This is a genomic window from Arthrobacter sp. P1_D4, assembly GCF_056406115.1.
Window position 1 is genome coordinate 122,042 of record NZ_JBFUAU010000001.1, and the last position, 20,791, is coordinate 142,832.

Annotated in this window: 17 protein-coding genes and 2 pseudogenes; 10 read left to right on the forward strand and 9 right to left on the reverse strand. The window is 67.9% G+C overall.

Features of this window, described 5'->3' with window-relative positions:
* Positions 1–74 precede the first annotated feature (74 nt).
* From AC1D0A_RS00580 to AC1D0A_RS00590, 3 genes are all read left to right on the forward strand, one after another.
* Positions 75–1,322 carry a multicopper oxidase domain-containing protein gene (locus tag AC1D0A_RS00580; RefSeq protein WP_476944948.1) on the forward strand — a complete coding sequence of 416 codons (1,248 nt, stop codon included), beginning with the start codon at positions 75–77 and terminating at the stop codon, positions 1,320–1,322.
* 239 nt (positions 1,323–1,561) lie between these two features.
* On the forward strand, positions 1,562–2,929 hold the full coding sequence (locus AC1D0A_RS00585) for an ammonium transporter (RefSeq protein WP_476944949.1): 1,368 nt from the start codon (positions 1,562–1,564) through the stop codon (positions 2,927–2,929).
* Between the two features lie 284 nt (positions 2,930–3,213).
* Complete coding sequence (locus AC1D0A_RS00590) at positions 3,214–4,494, forward strand: S8 family peptidase (protein ID WP_243181692.1); 1,281 nt, start codon at positions 3,214–3,216, stop codon at positions 4,492–4,494.
* Between the two features lie 135 nt (positions 4,495–4,629).
* Here AC1D0A_RS00590 and AC1D0A_RS00595 read toward each other — a convergent pair whose 3' ends face one another.
* Together AC1D0A_RS00595 and AC1D0A_RS00600 are read right to left on the reverse strand one after the other, a co-directional pair.
* Positions 4,630–5,310 carry a response regulator gene (locus AC1D0A_RS00595; RefSeq protein WP_243181691.1) on the reverse strand — a complete coding sequence of 227 codons (681 nt, stop codon included), beginning with the start codon at positions 5,308–5,310 and terminating at the stop codon, positions 4,630–4,632.
* Positions 5,303–6,643, reverse strand: coding sequence for a sensor histidine kinase (locus AC1D0A_RS00600; protein ID WP_476944950.1), 1,341 nt, complete (start codon positions 6,641–6,643; stop codon positions 5,303–5,305). Before AC1D0A_RS00600 ends, AC1D0A_RS00595 begins: the two co-directional genes overlap by 8 nt.
* Positions 6,644–6,765: 122 nt before the next feature.
* On the opposite strand from AC1D0A_RS00600, the gene AC1D0A_RS00605 reads away from it, so the two are divergent.
* The 3 genes from AC1D0A_RS00605 (at position 6,766) to AC1D0A_RS00615 (ending at position 9,219) form a co-directional block, all read left to right on the forward strand.
* The gene (locus AC1D0A_RS00605) at positions 6,766–8,124 is read left to right on the forward strand and encodes an LssY C-terminal domain-containing protein (protein ID WP_476944951.1); all 1,359 of its coding nucleotides are present in this window, start codon (positions 6,766–6,768) and stop codon (positions 8,122–8,124) included.
* 97 nt (positions 8,125–8,221) lie between these two features.
* Positions 8,222–8,371 (forward strand): hypothetical protein, encoded by a 150-nt coding sequence (locus tag AC1D0A_RS00610; protein WP_164468554.1) that lies wholly within the window; start codon positions 8,222–8,224, stop codon positions 8,369–8,371.
* Between the two features lie 206 nt (positions 8,372–8,577).
* Positions 8,578–9,219, forward strand: a complete 642-nt coding sequence (locus tag AC1D0A_RS00615) for an NADPH-dependent F420 reductase (protein WP_476944952.1) — start codon at positions 8,578–8,580, stop codon at positions 9,217–9,219.
* 110 nt (positions 9,220–9,329) lie between these two features.
* Here AC1D0A_RS00615 and AC1D0A_RS00620 read toward each other — a convergent pair whose 3' ends face one another.
* The gene (locus AC1D0A_RS00620) at positions 9,330–10,442 is read right to left on the reverse strand and encodes a Gfo/Idh/MocA family protein (protein WP_476944953.1); all 1,113 of its coding nucleotides are present in this window, start codon (positions 10,440–10,442) and stop codon (positions 9,330–9,332) included.
* Positions 10,427–10,726: pseudogene (locus tag AC1D0A_RS00625) on the reverse strand (ThuA domain-containing protein); the annotation flags it as partial. The gene AC1D0A_RS00620 and the pseudogene AC1D0A_RS00625, both read right to left, overlap by 16 nt.
* Between AC1D0A_RS00625 and AC1D0A_RS00630 the strand changes: the two are divergent.
* Positions 10,707–11,396: pseudogene (locus AC1D0A_RS00630) on the forward strand (substrate-binding domain-containing protein); the annotation flags it as partial. The pseudogenes AC1D0A_RS00625 and AC1D0A_RS00630 sit on opposite strands and share 20 nt — an antisense overlap.
* Before the next feature lie 75 nt (positions 11,397–11,471).
* Here the strand turns inward: AC1D0A_RS00630 and AC1D0A_RS00635 are convergent.
* Entirely contained in the window at positions 11,472–12,998 is a 1,527-nt protein-coding gene (locus tag AC1D0A_RS00635) for a xylulokinase (protein ID WP_243181681.1), read from the reverse strand.
* 19 nt (positions 12,999–13,017) lie between these two features.
* Positions 13,018–14,208 (reverse strand): xylose isomerase, encoded by a 1,191-nt coding sequence (xylA, locus tag AC1D0A_RS00640; protein WP_223981120.1) that lies wholly within the window; start codon positions 14,206–14,208, stop codon positions 13,018–13,020.
* A gap of 259 nt (positions 14,209–14,467) precedes the next feature.
* Between xylA and AC1D0A_RS00645 the strand changes: the two genes are divergently transcribed.
* Genes AC1D0A_RS00645 through AC1D0A_RS00655 form a run of 3 tightly spaced genes read left to right on the forward strand, consistent with a single transcriptional unit; the run spans position 14,468 to position 17,920 of the window.
* Positions 14,468–15,724 carry an FAD-binding protein gene (locus tag AC1D0A_RS00645; RefSeq protein WP_476944977.1) on the forward strand — a complete coding sequence of 419 codons (1,257 nt, stop codon included), beginning with the start codon at positions 14,468–14,470 and terminating at the stop codon, positions 15,722–15,724.
* A gap of 10 nt (positions 15,725–15,734) precedes the next feature.
* Positions 15,735–16,973: an ROK family protein gene (locus AC1D0A_RS00650; RefSeq protein WP_476944954.1), complete on the forward strand. Its 1,239-nt coding sequence runs from the start codon at positions 15,735–15,737 to the stop codon at positions 16,971–16,973.
* A 26-nt stretch (positions 16,974–16,999) separates the two neighbouring features.
* Positions 17,000–17,920: an aldose 1-epimerase family protein gene (locus AC1D0A_RS00655; protein ID WP_476944955.1), complete on the forward strand. Its 921-nt coding sequence runs from the start codon at positions 17,000–17,002 to the stop codon at positions 17,918–17,920.
* 133 nt (positions 17,921–18,053) lie between these two features.
* On the opposite strand, the gene AC1D0A_RS00660 is transcribed toward AC1D0A_RS00655, so the two are convergent.
* The 3 genes from AC1D0A_RS00660 to AC1D0A_RS00670 form a co-directional block, all read right to left on the reverse strand.
* On the reverse strand, positions 18,054–18,815 hold the full coding sequence (locus AC1D0A_RS00660) for a DUF4386 family protein (protein WP_476944956.1): 762 nt from the start codon (positions 18,813–18,815) through the stop codon (positions 18,054–18,056).
* 161 nt (positions 18,816–18,976) lie between these two features.
* On the reverse strand, positions 18,977–19,888 hold the full coding sequence (locus AC1D0A_RS00665; protein WP_476944957.1) for an SDR family oxidoreductase: 912 nt from the start codon (positions 19,886–19,888) through the stop codon (positions 18,977–18,979).
* 106 nt (positions 19,889–19,994) lie between these two features.
* Complete coding sequence (locus AC1D0A_RS00670) at positions 19,995–20,615, reverse strand: DnaJ family domain-containing protein (protein WP_476944958.1); 621 nt, start codon at positions 20,613–20,615, stop codon at positions 19,995–19,997.
* Positions 20,616–20,791 lie beyond the last annotated feature (176 nt).

The window sequence follows — 20,791 nt, forward strand, 5'->3', positions numbered from 1 at the left end:
GGTCAAAGATCCCCCTGTTACCGTTCCGTCAGGCCGTGTCATCCGGCGGGCCGGATTTGAAAGGGGACAGCATCATGGGCGAACACGCCATGACGCCTCAGCAAGCCCGGATGGCACCGTTCTACTGGCCGCGATGGATCGTACTCATCATGGTTGTGGGGATGGTCGCGGTCTTGGCCCCAATTATCGTCATCTCCGGGTCAGCCACCGCAACGGCGCCTGCCAAGGGGAACTACGTGCCGCAGACGCGCACGTACTTCATCGGCGCGGATGAGGTCGACTGGAACTACGCGCCGACCGGCAGTGACCAGATCACGGGTAAGCCGTTCGACGAAACCGCCGCCGTCTTCACTCAGCAGGGACCGCAACGCATCGGCAGCACCTACATCAAGTCCCTGTACCGGGAGTACACCAATTCCTCATTCCGGACGCTCAAGCCAAGGACCGCTGCCGACCGGCATCTAGGCATGCTGGGGCCGGTCATCCGCGCCGTCGTCGGAGACACCATCAAGGTGGTCTTCAAAAACAACCTGGACCGCCCCGTCTCCGTGCATACCCACGGCGTCTTCTATGACAAGGGCAGTGAAGGTGCCCCGTACAACGACGGGACCAGCCCGGCAGATCACCGGGACGACGCTGTCGCCCCGGGGACCGTTTACACCTATAGCTACAAAGTTCCGGACCGTGCCGGCCCCGGCCCGATGGACGGCAGTTCCGTAATGTGGATGTACCACTCGCACACGGATGAAGTTGGCGATGACTACGCCGGCCTGGTTGGTCCCATGGTCATAACGAAGGCCAGCGCCGCGCGCACGGACGGCACCCCGGAGGATGTGGACCGCGAATTTTTCGTGCAGTTCAAGGTCAGCGACGAGAACGCCAGCCCATACCTGCAACGCAACATCACCAGGTTCGCCGGGGACCCGGCTTCGGTGGACCCGGGCAATGAAGAGTTCGGGGAGAGCAACTTGATGCACTCCGTCAATGGCTACGTCTTCGGCAACCTGCCACTGGACGCCATGACCATGAAAAAGGGCGAACGGGTCCGCTGGTACCTTATGGGCATGGGCACTGAGGTGGACCTGCACACCCCTCACTGGCACGGCAACACCGTGACGGCCCTGGGAATGCGCACCGATGTAGTGAGCTTGCTCCCGGCGACCATGGTGACGGCCGACATGGTCCCTGACGACCCCGGCACGTGGCTGTTCCACTGCCACGTCAACGATCACATCAGCGCCGGAATGCTGGTCCGCTACCGGATAACCAACGCATCGGCCCCCCGCAACGGCAACAGCGTCCACTCCGGCCACACGTCGTAACCGGAAATTCGTCGCGCCGGTGGCCCCCGGCGCGTCCTGCGTTCGGCGGCCACATGCGGTCCTGTTTACATTCCTGAAACATGCCGGTCACGCGAACTTCACGCCGTCGCGATTCCCGTAACGTGCCCGCAACTTTTCACCTCACTGCCGGAAACATGGCTCCGCGAGGATTAAATCCGGATCGGGGGGCCGGCGGCGACGTGTCCCGGTACGGAAGACTGACGAGAAGGGACCCGCCGGTGGAGCTCACTGCTGGAAGCGTCTGGATGATTGTGTCGGCAGCGATGGTTCTGCTGATGACCCCAGCCCTGGGCCTGTTTTACGGCGGGATGACCCGGGCCAAGGCCTCGCTCAACATGATGATGATGAGCTTCGTCTCGGTGGGGATCGTCGGCGTGGTGTGGGTCCTCTGGGGCTACTCGATGAGCACCGGGCAAGGTGTCCTCGGCGTGTTCGGCAACCCGTTCGCGAGCTTCGGCCTGAGCAGCCTCATCGGTTCGCCGGACCTGATCAAGGCCGGCTACAGCGCCACTTTTGCCATCCTCACCGTGGCCCTCATCAGCGGCGCCATCGCGGACCGCGCGAAGTTCACCTCCTGGGCCCTCTTCGTCCCCATCTGGATCACCCTTGTGTACTGTCCCTTGGCCTTCATGGTCTGGGGCGGAGGCCTCATGAGTGCCGGCGGCGCCGTAAGTGCCGTCTTCGGCCAGGTCATCGACTTCGCCGGCGGCACCGTAGTGGAAATCGCGTCCGGAACCGCGGCGCTGGTCCTGGTCCTGATCCTGGGCAACCGGCACGGCTTCGGCAAGGACCCCGGCCACCGCCCCCACAACATCCCCTTCATCATGCTCGGCGCGGGCATCCTGTGGTTCGGCTGGTTCGGTTTCAACGCCGGCGCCGCCACCACCGTGGAGCAGGCCGGCCTGATCTGGGTGAACACCCTGGCCGCCCCTGCCGCAGCCATGATCAGCTGGCTGGTGACCGAGAAGGTCCGCCACGGCCACCACACCTCCTTGGGCGCGGCGTCCGGCGCCGTCGCCGGCCTGGTGGCGATCACGCCGTCGTGCGCCAACATCAGCCCGCTCGCCGCGCTGGGCCTTGGGTTCGTGGCCGGTGCGGCCTGCGCCGTGTTCGTGGACCTGAAATTCAAGTTTGGCTTCGATGACTCGCTCGACGTCGTCGGCGTCCACCTCGGCGGCGGCCTGATCGGCACGCTCGCCCTCGGTTTGATTGCGCTCCCGGTGGACGGTGCCGGCGGCGGGCTGTTCTACGGCGGCGGGCTCCACCAGGTCATCGCGCAGGCCGTAGCCGTCCTCATCACGGTGGCCGTGTCGGGCCTCGGGACCGCGGTGATCGGACTCGCCATCCACAAGACGCTGGGTTTCCGGGTCAGCCGCGAGGACGAACTCGCCGGAGTCGACCGGTCCGAGCACGCCGAGACCGCGTATGCCTTTGCCGAACTGGGTTTCAGCCGGTTCAACCCGTTCGGCCACCACACCGGTGCGGCCCACGCCGCGACATCGGCCCACGCGGCGACGTCGGCCCACGCGGCCGGCCGGGCACCGGAAAGCGCCTCCGCACGCGCAAAGGAAGACAGCCTCGTCTGAGCCGGCCGCCGGGGCCGGCTCAAGTTTTTCCAAAGGGCCCGGGTGTAAGACGCGGTCGGAGGCTTAAGATATGGGCGGGGGGCACTCGAATTAGCGAACTCGCTTAATGGGAGGCCACGATGTTCAGCCAAGCCAGCCGCAAGGCATCAAAACCGAAGCTAACATCGGTGGCGCGGACCCCGCGCAGACACCGGCGCAGCTCCCTTCCCAGACCGGACACATTTTGGTTCGGGCGCGGGCTGACCTCACTGGCGGCCTTTGCCTTGGCGGCTGGCGGCGGCCTGGTGGCGGCAGCCCCTTCGAACGCCGTCAATCCGGCACAAAACTACATCGTGGTGCTCAAGGACGGGGTCGTGGACGCCGGAGCGGCGGCAGCCGCCCAGCAAAGCGCCTACGGATTCACGGCATCGAAGGTCTACCGCAACGCTGTGAACGGTTACTCTGCCAACCTGACGGCGGCCCAGGCGCAACGCGTCCAGGCCGACCCCAGCGTCGACTTCGTCACGGCGGGCCGGACCTTCCAGCAACCGCGGGATCTTGGAACCGCGGCCACCCAGGAGACGCCGTTGTGGCGCAAGCGGATCGCCGGAACCAGCTCAGACGTCCGGAAGGCCCTCGACCGGGGGCCAAGCCGGATCAACGTCAACGTCGCCGTGATCGACAGCGGCATCGATGCGACCCACCCGGACCTGAACGTCAAGGGCGGCGTTGACTGCCAGTCCGGTTCCCCCGTCGATGTGACCCCCGTTGACGTCCTGGGGCACGGAACATTCGTCGCGGGCGTAATCGGCGCCCGGAACAACCGCCTGGGCGTCATCGGGACCGCCCCGGGCACTCCGCTCTGGTCTGTCCGGGTGGTTGACGACGCCGGCCTGATCTCCGAGGAAAGCCTGATCTGCGCGATTGACTGGGTGACCTCGACGCGCAAGGACCATGACGACAGCAACGACATCGCCGTGGCCAACATCAGCATCGCCGGCGGCGCCGCGGACACACCCAACTGCGGCAAGGGCACGGACCCAATGCACTACGCCATCTGCCGCTCGGTCCGGGCCGGTGTCACCTATGCCGTCGCGGCCGGCAACGCCGGTGAGGACTTCGCCAACACCGTGCCGGCCACGTACGACCAAGTACTGACCGCCACCGCGATGGGCGATTTCGACGGAAAGTCCGGCGGGGATGCCGCCCCGATCTGCGGCCCCGACGACTTTTCGAAGTACGGGCAAAAGGATGACCAGCCGGCGTTCTTCTCCAACTTCGCCACCACTAGTGACGACAAGGCCCACACGGTCGCCGGCCCCGGCGTGTGCATGCTCTCCACCTGGCCCGGCGGCTACAACGTAAGCAACGGCACCAGCTTCGCCAGCCCGGCCGTGGCAGGGTCCGTGGCCCTCTGCATCAGCCAGAAGGCCTGCACGGGCTCAGCCGAGCACGTCATGGAGCAGTACCTGGACCTGACAAAGTCGTACTCGAAGCGGCACCACGACTACGGCTTCGGCGGCGATCCCATCCACCCGATCTCGGGGCAGTACTACGGATACCTGACCCAGACGGTGAGCTTCTGACGCTGCGGCGGTGAGGAATCCGGCGGCGCAAGTCGCCGCGCCAGCGGCCCTCGGCGAGTCTCAGCCGGGGGCCCAGCCGGGTTTCGGCCCAGCAGCGGGTTTCAGCCCAGCAGCGTTTCAGCCCAGCCGCGGGTTTCAGCCCAGCAGCCGGCGTTCATAGGCGAAGGCCACCAGCTGGAGCCGGGTCCCGAGGCCCAGCTTGCCCAGCACGCTCCTGAGGTGTGTCTTGACCGTCGCCTCGGATACGAACAGGCTTCCGGCGATCTCACCGTTGGCCAGCCCCTTGGCCGCGAGCAGGAAGACGTCCCGTTCCCGGGCAGACAGCACCTCCAGCGCGGACAGGTCCGGTCCTCCGGCCGGCACGGTCCGGGCGGCATGCTGGAACAAATCCTGCACTGATCCCGGCGCAATCACGGAGTACCCGGAGTACACCGTCCGGATCGCGGCGAGCAGGAACTCCGGTTCGGCGCTCTTGAGCAGGTAGCCGCTGGCCCCGGCGTGCACGGCGTCAACCACCGCCTGGTCCCGGTTGAACGTCGTCAGGGCGATGATCTTCGGCGCGCCGGTGCCTGCGGCCTCCGCCTGCCGCACGATCCGCCGTGTGGCGCCGACGCCGTCAAGGACCGGCATGCGCAGGTCCATGAGCATCACGTCGGGGCACCGTTCGACGGCGAATGCCGCCGCCTGCGCGCCGTCGCCGGCTTCCCAGGCCATCGCCATGTCGGGTTGGCTCTCCACCAGCATCCGGATTCCCGCCCGGAACAGGGCCTGGTCATCGACGATCGCCACGGTAATGGCCGCCCCGGCATCAGCCACGGTCGCCGGCTTCGGCCAGCGGCATTCCCGGGCGCGCTGCAGGGCTTCCCGCGGGAACCAGGTCCGGCTCCGCGCTGGCGGCGGCAGCGTCGGCGTCGGCCGTCCTTGTGCCGTAGGGGATAAAGACGGTCACCCGGTACTGCTCGCCATCCGGGCCGGACGTCATCCAGCCTCCTGCGAGGTGGGCGCGTTCCCGCATCCCGGCGAGGCCGCGGCCCACCCGCGTTTCGGCGGCGGGGTCCGGACTGTCCCTGCCTGCGGTCTCCGGAATCCCTGACGCCGCATGCAGGGTCAGCCCCGGGCCGCTCCAGTCCAGGTGCAGCCGCACCGCGGTGCCGCGGCCGCCGTGTTTCAGGGCGTTGGTCAGGCATTCCTGGATGATCCGGAATACGGCGAGCTGCTGCCCGGCGGAGAGCTCGGCGGGCGTGCCGGACTCGCTTTGTTCGATCTCGAGGCTGCCCTGCATGCGCGCCACGAGGGGCCCGACGTCGCTGAGCCGGGGCTGGGGCGTGACCATGCCGTCGTCGTGCACCCCCTCGATGACGCGCTGCGCGTCCACCAGGGCGCTCCGGGCCGACGTCGCGATGTTCTCCAGGGCGTTTAGCACTGCCCTCGGCTGGTCCTTGCTCAGGTAGCGGGTGCCATCCGCCTGCGCCGCGATCACGGCGAGTGAGTGGGCCAGGACGTCGTGCAGGTCCCGGCCGATCCGGGTCCGTTCCTGCTCCACGATCAGGTCCACTTCGGCTTCCCTGAGGCTGGTCTGGGCGATGGTCCTGGCCTGGAACAGGCTGCCGCGTTCCTGGTACATCGCCAGCAGAAGTCCGACGGCGGCGCAGGCTGCCGCGATCACCAGGAGCAGCGAAAAGAGTTGCCAGCCGTAGGCTTGAAAGGTCCACCGGTCGCCCATGTACAGCGGAAGGAACCAGCCGACGCCGTTGCCGTAGCGCCAGGACAGCATCAGGAAGGCCATGGCGCCGGCGAACACCACGTTGGCGGCCGCGGCGATGAAGCGTGTCCTTCGCCGGGCCGTCCATTGGATGAAGGCCAGGGACACGAACGCCCCGAGGTAGATGGCCCAGTGGTTGGCGTGCATCGCGGGAATGGCGTACCCCAGTTGGCCCGCGAGCAGCCCTGCCGTGAATCCGAGCGACGCGTAGGGCTTCCAGGCGGCGCAGGCAATCGCTGCCGTCATGAGGATCAGCGGCCACGTCCCCTCCCAGGTGTGGAGGCCCGGGCCCATCCGCCCGGCCTCGGCCACGCACCACAGCGTGAAGAAGAGAACGGCCGCCGCGGGGGCGCCCCAATGCCGCAAAACTTTCAGTAGTGGTTCCATGCTGTCACCCTATCCACGGCGGCTGTCACAGGCAGGTCACATCCGGCCGCGCTCCACCTTGGGGCCAGAAGATTCATCTTTCGAGCCAGCCCTCCGTCGATAGCGGGCGTAGTATGGCGGCCATGACCAAGGCAGCGGTTGAGGTCACAGCTCCCGCCGAAGCGGTGCCGTACTCCGTGCTGGACAGCGTGTTCTTCGTGGTGGGCGGCATTGCGGCTGTGTGGCTGACCGCGCTGCTGGTGCAGTTGAGCTTCGAATGGGGCTGGGCGCAGGTCTGGTTCCTCTTCATCTTCTGGGCCCTGCTCGCCTATCTGGTGCTTCCCCGTCTGCACCGGATCCTGACCCGGCTCTACGTTCCGGACTACTTCATCGGCCGGGCGCGCACCAGCGACGGCCTGCTGGGTGATCCCGTGAACATAGCCCTGCTGGGATCGGAACCGCAGATCCATGGCGTGATGCGGTCCGCGGGCTGGACAAGGGCCGATGACGTGACCCTGGCCAGCAGCCGGCGGATCGTCTCCTCTACCCTCCTGCGCCGCAGCTATCTCGAGGCCCCGGTCAGTCCGCTGTTCCTGTTCGGCCGCCAGCAGGATTTTGCCTACCAGCAGGAAGTCGACGGCACCCCGGGCAAACGGCACCACGTCCGCTTCTGGCGGTGCCCGCCCGGCTGGCTGCTGCCGGGCGGGCTGGCCGTCGACTGGTTGGCGGCCGGCACGTATGACCGCAGCGTCGGGCTGTCCCTGTTTACCCTGCAGATCACCCACAAGATCGATGAGAACACCGACGCCGAACGCGACCATGTGGTCGGCGCCATTACCGGGGCCGATCCCGCGGCCGGGCTCAGGGTGATCCGTGATTTTTCCACCGGCTATCACGCGCGCAACGGCGGGGGTGACACCATCACCACCGACGGCAATCTCCCGATCGTCGATCTCAGGCAGACCGTCGCGGAGCCGACCGCTGCGGGCTTGCTTGCGTCCGTCACGGCCCCGGGCGAGGGCCGCACCAGGCGTCCTTCGACCACGATTGTCGGGGCGGCCTTCGTCGGTGCCCGCGCGGCGGCGGCCGTGCTGCTGGCCCTGTCGCTGGTGCTCTTCAAGGACGCGCACGTCGGCTCACTGGTGCAGCCCGTGGCCGGCCCGGCGGTCACGGAGGCCCAGGCGGAATTGGCCGTCAGCGCCGCAACGGTGCTTGTCCTGCTCTTTGCCGTGGCCGAGATCCTGCTGGCGTGGTTCGTGTTCCTCGGCCGAAACTGGGCCCGGACGGTGGCCATGGCGCTGAGCACGGCTGCCATCTGCTTCCAGGCCGTCGATGTTTTCTACGGCGGCCCGGACATCACCCTGAAGTCCAATCTCCCCGGCCTGACCCTGGACATCCTGTTGCTTCTGGCGCTCTCCAGCAAGCGGTCCCGCGACTATGCCCTGCGTCCCCGCAAGGAAGTCAAACGGGATTCCAGCCGTCCCGGCGGCCGGACGCCCTGAATCCCCAGGATCCAGGGGCCCTTGACAGCCCTCTCGCTGCGGGAGCTAGATGTTCAAATAGCCAGCAATCCACCGCAGGAGCAGCTAAGGAGCGGACATGAGCGACGACTCACAGGCGCCCGAGCGTCATCACAGCGAGACCCCCGCCGAAGGTGATGCAACGGCTGAACCCTTCGACGACCGCGCCCATTCCCAGGACGCGGCAGAAGGCCCGGACACCGACGACGAACCGGGCCCCACGGCCTAGCCCCCCCCTACGCGCTAGCCTCCCTGCGCGCTAGCCTCTCTACGCGCGAATTCGCCGGAACCCTGCGGGCTCGCCGGAACTTTCCGGCGAGCGGGGAGGCTTCCGGCGAATTGGACCCGCCTGCCCCGGCCGGTGTCCTGACGGTCCCAGCCGCACAGCGTCCTTAACCGGCGAAATATCTTCGCCTGCCCGGGTGTTGCTCCGGCATGACAACAATCGGAATCATCGGTGCAGGACACATCGGCGGCCAGATCGCCCGCAAGGCCGTGGAGCTCGGCTACGACGTCGTGATCAGCAACTCGCGCGGTCCGGAGACCCTGGCGGACCTCGTCGCGGAACTGGGGCCCAAGGCCCGGGCCGCGACGCCGGCCGAGGCGGCCGCAGCCGGCGTCTTCGCCGTCGTCACCGTGCCGCTCAGGAGCCTCCCGGACGTCCCCGTGGAACCGCTGGCCGGCAAGATCGTCCTCGACACCAACAACTACTACTGGGAACGTGACGGGCATATCCCGGCCCTGGATGCCGGCGAGGCCACCACCTCCGGCCTGCTTCAGGAGCACCTTCCCCAGTCCAAGGTGGCCAAGGCTTTCAACCACATCATGTTCTCCCAGATCACCACGGACGGGACGCCGGCCGGCACCCCGAACCGCCGTGCCATGGCCACGGCGAGCGACTTCCCGGAAGCGGCCGAGCTGGTGACCAGGCTCTACGACGAATTCGGCTTCGACACCGTCAACATGGGCCCGCTCGCCGAAAGCTGGCGCACGGAACGGGACCGCCCGGCCTACGTGATCCGGCAGAACGCGGCCGAGCTCACGGAGAACCTCGCCAAGGCTCAGCGCACCATCTGACCCGCCCTGGCCCGGGCGCACGAATTCGCCGGAAGGCTGCGAGGTCGCCGGACTTTTCCGGCGAACGGGCAGGTTTCCGGCGAATTCAGCCGTGCGTGCCTGAGTGGGCGCTAGGAGGAGACCCCCACGGCCGCCGCAGTCAGGTCGGTCAGCTCAACGGGGGCAGGGCGGGCAACCGTGCTGCCGATCCGGACCGGCGCACCCGTGTGCGCCGACTCCAGCACGGACTCCATCACCTCCGGGGCGTGGAATGCCAGGGCACCGCCCGCCCTGGGTTCCTGGCCCGCAGGCGTGCGGATGAGATCGGAGATGCCGAAGCCCCGCCCCGATTCCACATAGCCCGCGGAGACGGGCAGGGTCTCCCAGTCGTCTGCACCGAGGGCGAAGAGCTGCACGTCGCCGTCGAAGTGGTTGGGATCCGGGACCACGAGGGAGCCGTGCTCACCGTGGATTTCGATGTTGGGGCTCTTGGTCTTCACGGCGTCGAAGCTCATCACCAGCGTGGACAGGGCGCCCGAGGCGTGGACCAGGACGCCGGTGACGTGGGTGTCGGTTGCCACGGGCACGTTCTGGCCTTCGCGTGGGCCCGAACCGATGGTCCGCTCGTCGCGGGTGTGGCTGGCCGCACCGATCACCGAGACCACGGGTCCGAGCAGGGTGACCAGGGCCGAGACGTAGTAGGGTCCCATGTCCAGCAGCGGGCCGCCGCCGGGCTGGTAATAGAAGTCCGGGTTCGGGTGCCAGCGCTCATGCCCCGGGGTGACCATGGTGGCGGTCGCGGAGATGGGCCGGCCGATCAGTCCGTCGTCGATGGCTTTCCGTGCGGTCTGGATCCCGGTCCCGAGCACGGTGTCCGGGGCGCAGCCGACCACGACGCCGGCTGCCCGGGCGGCGTCGAGGACCTGGCAGGCCTCCGCTGTGGTTGCCGCCAACGGCTTCTCGCCGTAGACGGATTTGCCGGCGGCAATGGCGCGGAGGGCGATCTCGACGTGCGCCGCGGGAATGGTCAGGTTCAGGACGAGTTCGACGTCGTCGGCGGCCAGGAGCGCGTCGACTGTGAGCGCCCGGACGCCGTCGTACGAGTCGGCAACTGCCTGCGCCCGGGACGGGTCAAGGTCCGCGACGGCGACGAGGTTGATGTCCTCGAGCCGGCGGAAGTTGACCAGGTACTGGGCGATGATGGCTCCACAGCCGATGATTCCAACGTTTAACGGCTTGCCCACAGCAGGCCCCTTTCGATGATGGTGCGGACGTTGCTGTCCTGGAGGATTTCGACGCGGTGTCCCGGGGTGCAGACGAAGATCCTGCCCTTGCCCCACTGCCGGGTCCAGACGGCGGGCGAGGTGACTTCCCGGTGCCAGGGGTCCCATTCGCGAACCTTCTGGGTGGTGGTGGCCAGGACGTCGATGTAGTCGTCGGCGAGGACCCAGTACTGTTCGGTGACGAGATCGAAGTCGCCGAGACCGGCAGTGATCGGATGGTCCGCTGCCGCCGGGATTGTGGTGACGTCCGGCTTCAGTACGGCCCAGTTGAGCGCCTTCCGCCGGCGGCACATCCCGGTGGTGGTGATCGATCCGCTCAACCCGCCGCCGTCGGAGGTTGTCAGTGTGGGGGCCACGAACTGGGCGGGCGGCAAGGAAGCCACGGAGCACCTGCTCGGCCTCGGCCACCGGCGGATCGCTTACATTGGCGGACCAGAATCGGCCGAATGCAACCAGGCCCGCCTCCATGGCTATATGGCGGCACTCATGGCCGGCGGAGTCCAGATCAGGCCCGACTACGTCATGCTGGACAAATTCCGCCCCGAACACGGAATCCGCTCGCTCAAGGCGCTCATGGCCCTCCCCGAGCCCCCCACCGCCATCTTCGCGGGGAGTGACAGCATTGGCCTCGGCGTCCTGGCCGAAGCCCGGCGGCACGGGCTGCGGATCCCCGAAGACCTGAGCGTGGTGGGCTTCGACGGCACGTACCAAGCGGAGCAGTCCATCCCCGCCCTGACTACCGTGACGCAGCCGCTGCAGGAGATGGGCCGCGCCGCACTGCGCGCCGTCCTCCGGCTGGCCAACAACGAGGAGCTCGACTCGCGGCGGGTCGAACTCGCCACCCACTTGGTGGTCCGGGAGTCGACGGCCGCTCCCGCCGCCGGGGACCCGGAACCGGAGATTCCGCGGCACTAGTCGCCGTTGGCACGGCGGAAACCGGGCGGATCCTGGTGGCCGGAGGCCAGCAGCACTGTTACGGCCAGCAGCGGCTCAGTTGCCGGGGTCAACGCGACTGCTCGCCCGCAGGTAGTTTTGCCTGATGGCTGGGTGGAAGTCCGGGGCGGGTGCGGCGTCCACCGCGACCGGCCAGGCCGGCCGGTTGCCGCTGGACGCCCAGGCTGCCTGGACGGCAGCACCCCTGGCCACGTACTCCCCCGGGCTCGGGACCACGACCGGCAGGTCGAAGACCTGGGCCGCGATGGCCTGCACCGCGGGGTTCTGCACGGCGCCGCCGATCAGCAGCAGCCGTGTTGCGGGGCTCCCTTGGGCGCGGAGGGCATCCAGGCCGCCGGACAGCCCGCAGAGCATGCCTTCGATGGCGGCCCGGGCCAGATTGCTCCTGGTGCTGGAGGCAATGCTGAGCCCGTGGAAGCTGGCTTTGGCGTGGGGCAGGTTGGGCGTGCGCTCACCTTCGAAATACGGCACCAGCACCACGCCGCCGGCGCCGGGTTCGGCGCCCAGGGCAAGTCGCGCAAGTTCGTCGAAGTCCACGCCCAGGATGCCTGCCACGGAGCCGAGCACGCGCGCGGCATTCAGCGTGACGGCGATGGGCAGGTATTCTCCGCTGGCGTCCGCGAAGCCCGCCACCGTTCCGCTGGGATCGGCGACGGCACGGGACGCCACCGAGAACACCGTGCCGCTGGTGCCAACGGACACCACCACGTCACCGGGTTCGGCCCCCAGACCGAGGGCGGCGGCCGCGTTGTCCCCGGCGCCGGCGCCGAGGAGAATGCGGTGACCGGGTCCTGCCGGGCTTGATCCGGACTGGCCGGGCAACTGAGTCGCGGAACCGAAGCAGCCGGGGTGGACCGCCCCGGCGGCGTCCCCGGGGCCAAGCACCCGCGGCAGAACCACGGTGCCTGGATCCCGGTGCCCGGCACCCCCGCTGGCCTGCCTGGCGTCCCGGCCGAAGGCCAGTTTGAACAGCTCCAGATCGTATTCGCCGGCCGAAGGGCTCCAGTATCCGGTGCCGCTGGCCTCGGAGCGGTCGGTGGTGAGCTGGTCCAGATCCGGGCCCAGCGGGCTGGCTGCTGCCGGACCGTAACCGCGGAGCCGCCAGGTCAGCCAGTCGTGGGGCAGCGCAACAGCCGCCACCCGGTCCGCCAGGTCCGGTTCGTGGTCCCGGACCCAGCGGATCTTGGTGATGGTGAAGGAGGCCACCGGGACCAGCCCGGTCCTGCGGGCAAAGTCCTCCGCCCCCACTTCATCGGTGAGTGCGGCCGCCGCCGACGCCGATCGGGTGTCGTTCCACAGCAGCGCCGGGCGCACTACGTTGCCGGCGTGGTCCAGCAGCACCATGCCGTGCTGCTGGCCCCCCACCGAGAGCGCGCTGACGTCCGCCAGCCCGCCGGCGTCGTCGAACGCCGCTGACAAGGCCCGCCACCAGTGGTCCGGGTGGACTTCCGTTCCGTCCGGGTGGGCGGCCCGGCCCTGGCGGACCAGCGTGCCGGTGCCGGCGTCGAGGACCACCACTTTGCAGCTTTGGGTGGAGGAGTCGACGCCGGCAACAAGGTTCAAAGGAGCAGCCGTCACGGTCTTAGCGGGCGCCGAGCAGGTGCTCGATGAAGAGCTGCTGCAGCTTCACGAAGCCGAAGCCCTTGCCGCCGAAGTAGGCGTCGGCGTCGAAGTCCTCGTAGGAGGCGCGGTCGGCGCGGAGCTGTTCGTAGCCTTCGCCCGGGTTGAGGGTGGGTTCGTTGATTTCCGCCACGCGGGAGGCCTGCAGCGCGGCCTGGACCTCGGGGTCGGCGCGGAAGGCCTTGGCGCGTTCCTTGAGCAGCAGGTAGGTCTGCATGTTGGCGGCCGCGGAGTCCCATACGCCGTCGATGTCCTCGGTGCGGCTGGGCTTGTAGTCGAAGTGGCGCGGGCCGTCGTAGGCCGGTCCGCCGTCGGGGCCGCCGTTTTCGAGCAGGTCCACGAGGGAAAACGCGTTCTGCAGGTCGCCGTGGCCGAACACCAGGTCCTGGTCGAACTTGATGCTGCGCTGGCCGTTGAGGTCGATGTGGAAGAGCTTGCCCTGGTAGAGCGCCTGGGCGATGCCGTGGGTGAAGTTCAGTCCGGCCATCTGCTCGTGCCCGGTCTCGGGGTTGATGCCCACCAGCTCGGGGCGCTCGAGGGTTTCGATGAACGCCAGGGCGTGGCCCAGGGTGGGCAGGAGGATGTCGCCGCGGGGTTCGTTGGGCTTGGGCTCGATGGCGAACCGGATGTTGTAACCCTTGTCCGTAACGTAGTCGCCCAGCAGGTTCACGGCTTCGCGGTAGCGTTCCAGGGCGCCGCGGATGTCCTTTGCGGCGTCGTATTCGCTGCCTTCCCGGCCGCCCCACATGACGAAGGTTTCCGCACCCAGCTCGGCGGCGAGGTCAATGTTGTCCAGGACCTTGCGCAAGGCGAAGCGCCGGACGCCGCGGTCGTTGCTGGTGAAGCCGCCGTCCTTGAAGACGGGGTGGCTGAAGAGGTTGGTGGTGACCATCGGGACGATCATCCCGGTGGCCTTCAGCGCGCCGGTCAGCCGGTCGATTTCGCGCTGGCGGTCAGCCGCGGAGCAGCCGAAGGGAAAGAGGTCGTTGTCGTGGAAGGTGATGCCGTAGGCGCCGAGGTCGCTGAGCCTGTTGACGGCTTCCACCGTGTCCAGCGGCGGGCGGGTGGCGGAGCCGAACTGGTCCTGGGCCTCCCAGCCCACCGTCCAGAGGCCGAAGGAAAACTTGTCGTCACGGGTGGGCTGAATCGCCATTGAATGCTCCGAGGGTAGGGGGTGGTCGTCGATGGGTCAGGTTCAGAATGAATTGTTCTAGAGACAAACATATTATGGATTTTCGTGATGTCAACCACTCACTCCAGACCCAATCCGGTAATGTGGTGCCCGCTGTAGCGGAATCTTCGCGCGACTGTTATGTTGTAACAAACAGCAAAATCGGCCGTGTCCGCGGCACCACTATGGCTGTGACGTGGGCAAAGAGCCCCGAGCGAAGGATGCAACCGTGATCGATCAGATGGTGACCGAACGCAACTGGGCGGGGAACTACGGCTACCAGGCACCGCAGATAGCCCATCCGGCCAGCGTGGCCGAGCTGCAGGACCTGGTTACGGGTGCCGCGAAGATCCGTGCGCTGGGGTCCCGCCATTCGTTCAACGACATTGCGGACACCGCCGGCACCTTGGTGGTGTTGGACAGGCTCGACGCGGGCATCAGCGTCGAGGCGCAGAACATGACCGTCACCGTCAGCGGTGGCACGCGCTACGGGACGCTCGCCGCAGAGCTCCAGCGCCGGGGCTTCGCCCTGCACAACCTCGCCTCGCTGCCGCACATCTCGGTGGCGGGCGCCGTCGCTACCGCCACCCACGGCTCCGGCGACCGCAACGGCAACCTCGCCACCGCCGTGGCGGCGCTGGAGCTGATCACCGCCGACGGCGCCGTGGTCACCGCGCGCCGCGGCGACCCGGACTTTGCCGGCATGGTGGTGGGACTGGGCGCATTGGGCATCGTCAGCCGCCTGACCCTGGACATTGAACCCAGCTTCGAGATTGTCCAGAGCGTCTTTGAGGGCCTGGACTGGGCACAGGTCCTGGAAGGCTTCGACGACGTGACGTCCGCGGCCTACAGCGTGAGCCTGTTCACCGACTGGAGCGGGACGAAGGTGGGCCAGGCATGGCTCAAGAACCGCACGGACCAGGCGGTGCTGCCCGCCGGATTCCCGGAATTCTTCTCCGGCACCCCGGCCACGCAGGCCCGGCACCCGTTGCCCGGCGTGTCCGGGAGTAACTGCACGGAGCAACTCGGCGTTCCCGGGCCGTGGTCCGACCGGCTCGCGCACTTCCGGACGGAATTCACCCCCAGCAAGGGTGAGGAGCTGCAGAGTGAATACCTGATCCCCCGCGAGCACGCCGTGGAGGCCATCCGCACCATGCGGGGCCTGTCCGGGATCGTCACGCCCCTGCTCCTGGTCGCGGAAATCCGCACGATCGCAGCCGATGACCTGTGGCTCAGCCCCAACTACGGCCGCGACGGAATCGGCCTGCACTTCACCTGGCGCCAGGACGAGCCCGCGGTCACCGCGATCCTGCCCCGCCTCGAAGCGGAACTGGCCCCGTTCGGCGCCAGGCCGCACTGGGGCAAACTGTTCGGCGGCGCCGCCGCCCTCGCCCCGCTGTATCCGCGCTTTGCCGACTTCACAGCCCTGGCCGGCAGGCTGGATCCGGCCGGAAAATTCCGCAACGCATTCTTGGACCGCGCGGTATTCGGCCGCTGATATTGTCACGATGATGCCTCCACGTACCCAAGCTTCCGCGCCGACGGGCGAGCCCGATCCGTCGCGCCGCAACAATTTGTCGCTGCTGACCTCCCTCGTCCATCACCACGGGGTCCTCAGCCGCGCCCAACTGACCCGCCAAACGGGGCTGAACCGCTCCACCGTCGGAACGTTGATCGGCCACCTCACGTCCCTGGGCCTGGTCTATGAATCGGCGCCCTCCGGCGAGGGGCAGGTAGGCAGGCCCAGTCCCGAGGTCCACCCCAGCCCGTCGATTGCGGCGCTGGCCGTCAACCCGGAGGTCGACGCCGTCACCATCGGCCTGGTCAGCCTCGGCGGGAAAGTGCAAAAGAAGATCCGCTTCGAAACGGAACGGATTCCGAGCGCCCGGGAAGCGGTGAATATCGCAGCGGCCGTGATCGCCGGGATGCGGTCCGAGCTGGATGCGTCCTACCGGATCACCGGCCTTGGCATGGCCGTGCCGGGCCTGGTCAACCGCGACGACGGCGTCGTGCGGCACGCTCCGCACCTGGGCTGGCGCAATGAACCGGTCGCCCGGATGCTGAGCGAGGCCACCGGCTATCCGTGCCAGGCCGCGAACGACGCCTCCCTCGGAGCCGAAGCCGAGCTGATTTTCGGCGCGGGTGCCGGTGCCGGGCAGGGGAACCTGATCTATCTCAACGGCGGCGCCAGCGGCATCGGCGGCGGGATCATCGCCGACGGACAGTTACTCAGGGGTGCCTCCGGCTACGCGGGGGAACTCGGCCACACCTTTGTCCGTTCCGGCGGCAGCGCCTGCCACTGCGGTGCCACGGGCTGCCTGGAAACCGAAGTCTCCCAGTCCCGCCTCATGGAACTGGCCGGGTTGAGCAGCGGCGACACCGCCGACCTCGAAGAGGCGCTCGGGAACAGCCGCAGCGCCGCGGTGGACGATGAAGTCGGCCGCCAGCTCACGTATCTGGGTATAGCCCTGCGCAACGCCGTGAACATCTTCAACCCCGATGCGATTGTCCTGGACGGTTTCCTGGGAACGCTGCACGCGCTCGCCCCTGCGTCGTTGGACGCAATCCTGCTGTCGCAGGCCATGGACGGTCCCGCGGGCCAGGCGAAGATCTACCGCGCAGCACTCGGGTCAGATCTGATGATGATCGGCGCCGCGGAACTGGCCTTCACCCCATTCCTGGCCGATCCCGCGGGCCTCGGCCCAACCCCCGGCACCATCCCCGCACCCGCGTCACGGACAGGCTGACCGTGCCAAGGCAGGGAACTTCGCCGATGGGTGAGCACTACGAACTGCAGGGAATGTTGGACGGCCGCAGCCAAAAAGCCGTCGTCACGGAAATCGCCGCCAGCCTGCGTGCCCTGGAAATCGACGGCGTCGCCCTCCTGCAGGACTACCCGGCCCAGTCCGCTCCGCCCTCGTGCGCCGGCTGGGTCCTGGTGCCGTGGCCCAATCGGGTGGCCGATGGCCGGTGGACCTACGACGGTGTACCGCAGCAGCTGGAAATCACGGAACCCGAGAATGGCAACGCCCTGCACGGGCTGCTGTCCGGCGCCTCGTACCGGGTAGCACGCCGGACGGCGGCCAGCATTACGCTGGCCGCCGATATCACCTCAGCACCGGGCTACCCCTTTCAACTCGCGACCTCGGTCGGCTACCAGCTCACGGCAGATGGACTTCTTGTCACCCACAGCCTGACCAATACCGGCTCCAAGGCCGCCCCGGTCGCCGTGGGGGCCCACCCTTTCCTCCGGGTGGGTGCTGTGCCCACGGAAGACCTCAAGCTCGTCATCAATGCCGGCGCCCACCTCGAAGTCAACGACCGACTTAATCCGACCGGTGCCACCACGGCTGTCCACGGAACTAAGCACGACTTCCGGGCAGGGCAGCTAATTCGCGAGGTCGCCCTCGACGACGCCTGGAGCGGCGTTCTCCGGGAACCGGACGGCAGCTCACTGCACTATCTGGAAGCCCCGGACGGCCGCCAGGTGCAACTGTTCATGGATGCGTCCTTCGGCTACGTCCAGGCCTTCACCACCCGTGTCTTCCCCAGCGAGAGCGGCCCGGTAACGGCGGTGGCGCTGGAGCCCATGACGGCCCCGGCGGACGCCTTCAACAGTGGCGAAGGCCTGCGCTGGCTGGCCCCCGGCGAGACCTGGCACCTCAGCTGGGGCATCCGCTACCGGCTGCCCTGAGCCAAGTAGCCGACGGCCGCCGGTCTTGAAGGGCGCGAATTCGCCGGATGCCTCCGAAGTCGCCGGACTTTTCCGGCGAACTGGCAGGCTTCCGGCGAATTCGGCCGGGCGGGGACAGGGTCCGCCAGCCGAGTCACCTGTCGCCGGGTGGAGCGTCCTTCCCGAACCAGGCGCTGACCAGCAGCCACACGGACCACACGAGGATGAGGACAATGCCCGCCAGCGTGGGAATGGTGTTCGCCGGGGAGAAGCCTTCGGCCCCGATGATCCAGCCCTGGGCGAGGTAGGCGAGCCCGGTCAGCGCCATGAGAAAGCCGATCAGCCGGGAGACGCGGCGCGCCCCGACAACCACGGCACCGGTCAGGACCAGGGCCACGCCCAATACGAAGCTCTGGTAACTGCGCATGCCCCACTCCAACCAACGGATACCCTCGGCCGTCGCAAACCGCGCAGCTTTCTCCGGCTCCGGAGCCGCAGCCCAGGCGTCCACGGCGTGCTTGAGGGCAACGCCGTCGACGGCTTGGAGCGCCGCGTAAAGTGTCAGCGCGGCGACCGCGGCGACAGCGCCGAAGCGGGCCGTCCAGGCCATGGCCCCCTCCGGTGCTTTCAGGACCACCAGCAGGACCAGCAGCCCGGAGATGAGAAGCGCCATGCCGGCGAACTGGCCGAGGTGGACTGCGGTCCAAATACCGCTGCGGGCGTACTCCGCGAACGTCGCCGGGTGGTCGTTTGCGCTGGCCGTATCGGCATGGAGCAACCCGGCGACCACTGACAGCACGAAGCCGGCAAACGCCAGGATGGCGGCGAGGCGAAGCGGTGCACGGGCTGATGACGGGCGCCCAGACCCGGCCGAAGCCGCCGGCCGCGGATCATGATCTGTGCCGTATTTCTTCATGGCATCGTCCGTTTCGTGCCGACGCGCGGGTGCGCGAAGTGCTCCCCTAAGCGCAGGCTACGCCGATTGCGTCCGCGGAGCCACGGACCTTTGACCGGCATCTCGCGGCCGCACGTGCGACCCGGCGGGACCGCCCGTTAATCTGGACCCCGCCACACCCATTAGGACTGCGCTCCTCCATGGCCCAACCGCGCAGCGAAGCGCGCGACCGCGTCTTCCGGAGTTGGCGCGGGACCGAAGAGCTCTGCCTGGCGGCTGGTCTTGGCCACGTAGCGGCCGGTATCGAACCAGGCCGCCATGGCTCCCATGTCTTTCATGAGCGGGGCTGACTTTCCCGCAACCTTGCCCACAGCGCGGAGCAGACCGGCGGGAATGGACACGACCCTGATTTTCTTGTTCGCCAGCCGCGACACCAGCCCAGCGCCCTCCTGCATGCTGATCGGCCGGCTCCAGCCCAGATCGATGCGTTCCCCGGCGGCGATGTCCGCGTCAACGGCTTCCGCGAGATAAGTCGCGACGTCGCTGACCAGAACGAATGTCAGGGGCACGCTTTTAGAGCCAAGCCAGACGATCCGGCCCTTCTCGAACGGGTCACCGCCCATCTGGGCGATCTGATCGAAAAATGCTCCGGGACGCAGGGCAACGAACGGGACGCCGAGTTCTTCGAGTTTGTCCTCGGCGAGCTTCTTGTGCCAGAAATGCGGCACATTCGGTGTCTGGTCGCTCGTGAGGATGCTGGTGAGCACGAAGCGCGGCACCCCGGCTTTGCTGGCGGCGATGGCGAGATTGGCGTTGCCCCGCGTGTCGATCTCGTGGGCGTTCTTGTTCTTCCCGGTGTACCCGGCCGCCGTCGTGATCACAGCGGCGGCGCCGGTCATCGCGGCGACGAGCGAATCGAGGTCGAGCATGTCGCCGCGGGCTATCTCGACGCCCTTGGCCTCGAGTTTGCCCGCGTCCGAGCTCGGGCGGACAAGCGCCCGCACCTTCTTGCCCCGGTCAAGAAGCCGGTCGACGACCTGCCCACCGAGCGATCCCGTTGCACCGACAACCAGAACGGGTTCCTGTTCAGACATTGTTATCTCCTAGATGTTTTCTCTGCGGCAGCTGCGAAGGGCGGGCACCCGGGTAACCCGGGTAATAAGCCGAAGGAGTTCGACGGCGCCCGTAGCCTGTGGGCGTTTAGTTCGGCGGCGCCTGGCCCGCCCCGCTCCACAGCCGCCGCCACCAGGGCCGCTTCGGCTCCGGCTCCGGAGGGGCGACGGCGGCCGCGGCAGCCCGGCGGCCCCGCCAGCGGTCCAGTTCGACGTCGACGTCCCGCGTCTTGGTGATCACGGGCGGCCCGCCCTGTAGCTGCCGCCGGGCGTCGATGACCCGGGCATTGAAGTCCTCCACGATCTCGCGGACCTGCTTTTCGCTGAACTGGGCATCGAGCCGCGCGTCGAGCTCGGCGTCCTCGGTGCGGAGCAGGATGGCCTTTGGGCCCAGGCCGGAGATGTTCTCCCGCTGGATCAGGCCCTTGACCCACCAGTCGGGGTCGTACGCCTCGCCCAGCCCGGGAATGGGTTTGCCGGCGTACTTGAGGTTGTCGAACTTGCCCTGCGCCATGGCATCCCGGATCAGGTACTCGGCCTTGGCGGCGTCGTCGATCTTGGCGCGCTTTTGCCGGAGTTCCTTCTCGGCGGTGTTGAGCTCGTCGTTCTCCTGCGCGGTGCTGCCCGAGGCCCGCACGGCCCGGAGTTCCGCGGCACGCTCCACCCGGCGCCGGAAAGCGCTGTTGGAACCACTGACCCCGCTGCTCATCAGTCACCACCGTCCTCGCCTGTCGGAATCGCGGATCTGCCTTCCAGTATGAGGAACAGCCGGGCGGCGGCAAAAGGTCCGCGCGGCAGCAAACCGCGGCCATTGCAACCCGCCCTCTCGCCGAGACGGGATCCTTACACTCCCGTAACCCGGTGTTAACCCACCCGTGCGAAGCT

Bases quoted from the DNA above. Each gene is read 5' to 3' on its own strand.
- AC1D0A_RS00600 (WP_476944950.1), bottom strand. From the start codon at position 6,643: ATGGAACCACTACTGAAAGTTTTGCGGCATTGGGGCGCCCCCGCGGCG.
- AC1D0A_RS00650 (WP_476944954.1), top strand. From the start codon at position 15,735: ATGATGCCTCCACGTACCCAAGCTTCCGCGCCGACGGGCGAGCCCGAT.
- AC1D0A_RS00610 (WP_164468554.1), top strand. From the start codon at position 8,222: ATGAGCGACGACTCACAGGCGCCCGAGCGTCATCACAGCGAGACCCCC.
- AC1D0A_RS00615 (WP_476944952.1), top strand. From the start codon at position 8,578: ATGACAACAATCGGAATCATCGGTGCAGGACACATCGGCGGCCAGATC.
- AC1D0A_RS00660 (WP_476944956.1), bottom strand. From the start codon at position 18,815: ATGAAGAAATACGGCACAGATCATGATCCGCGGCCGGCGGCTTCGGCC.
- AC1D0A_RS00670 (WP_476944958.1), bottom strand. From the start codon at position 20,615: ATGAGCAGCGGGGTCAGTGGTTCCAACAGCGCTTTCCGGCGCCGGGTG.
- AC1D0A_RS00645 (WP_476944977.1), top strand. From the start codon at position 14,468: ATGGTGACCGAACGCAACTGGGCGGGGAACTACGGCTACCAGGCACCG.
- xylA (WP_223981120.1), bottom strand. From the start codon at position 14,208: ATGGCGATTCAGCCCACCCGTGACGACAAGTTTTCCTTCGGCCTCTGG.
- AC1D0A_RS00605 (WP_476944951.1), top strand. From the start codon at position 6,766: ATGACCAAGGCAGCGGTTGAGGTCACAGCTCCCGCCGAAGCGGTGCCG.
- AC1D0A_RS00655 (WP_476944955.1), top strand. From the start codon at position 17,000: ATGGGTGAGCACTACGAACTGCAGGGAATGTTGGACGGCCGCAGCCAA.
- AC1D0A_RS00665 (WP_476944957.1), bottom strand. From the start codon at position 19,888: ATGTCTGAACAGGAACCCGTTCTGGTTGTCGGTGCAACGGGATCGCTC.
- AC1D0A_RS00580 (WP_476944948.1), top strand. From the start codon at position 75: ATGGGCGAACACGCCATGACGCCTCAGCAAGCCCGGATGGCACCGTTC.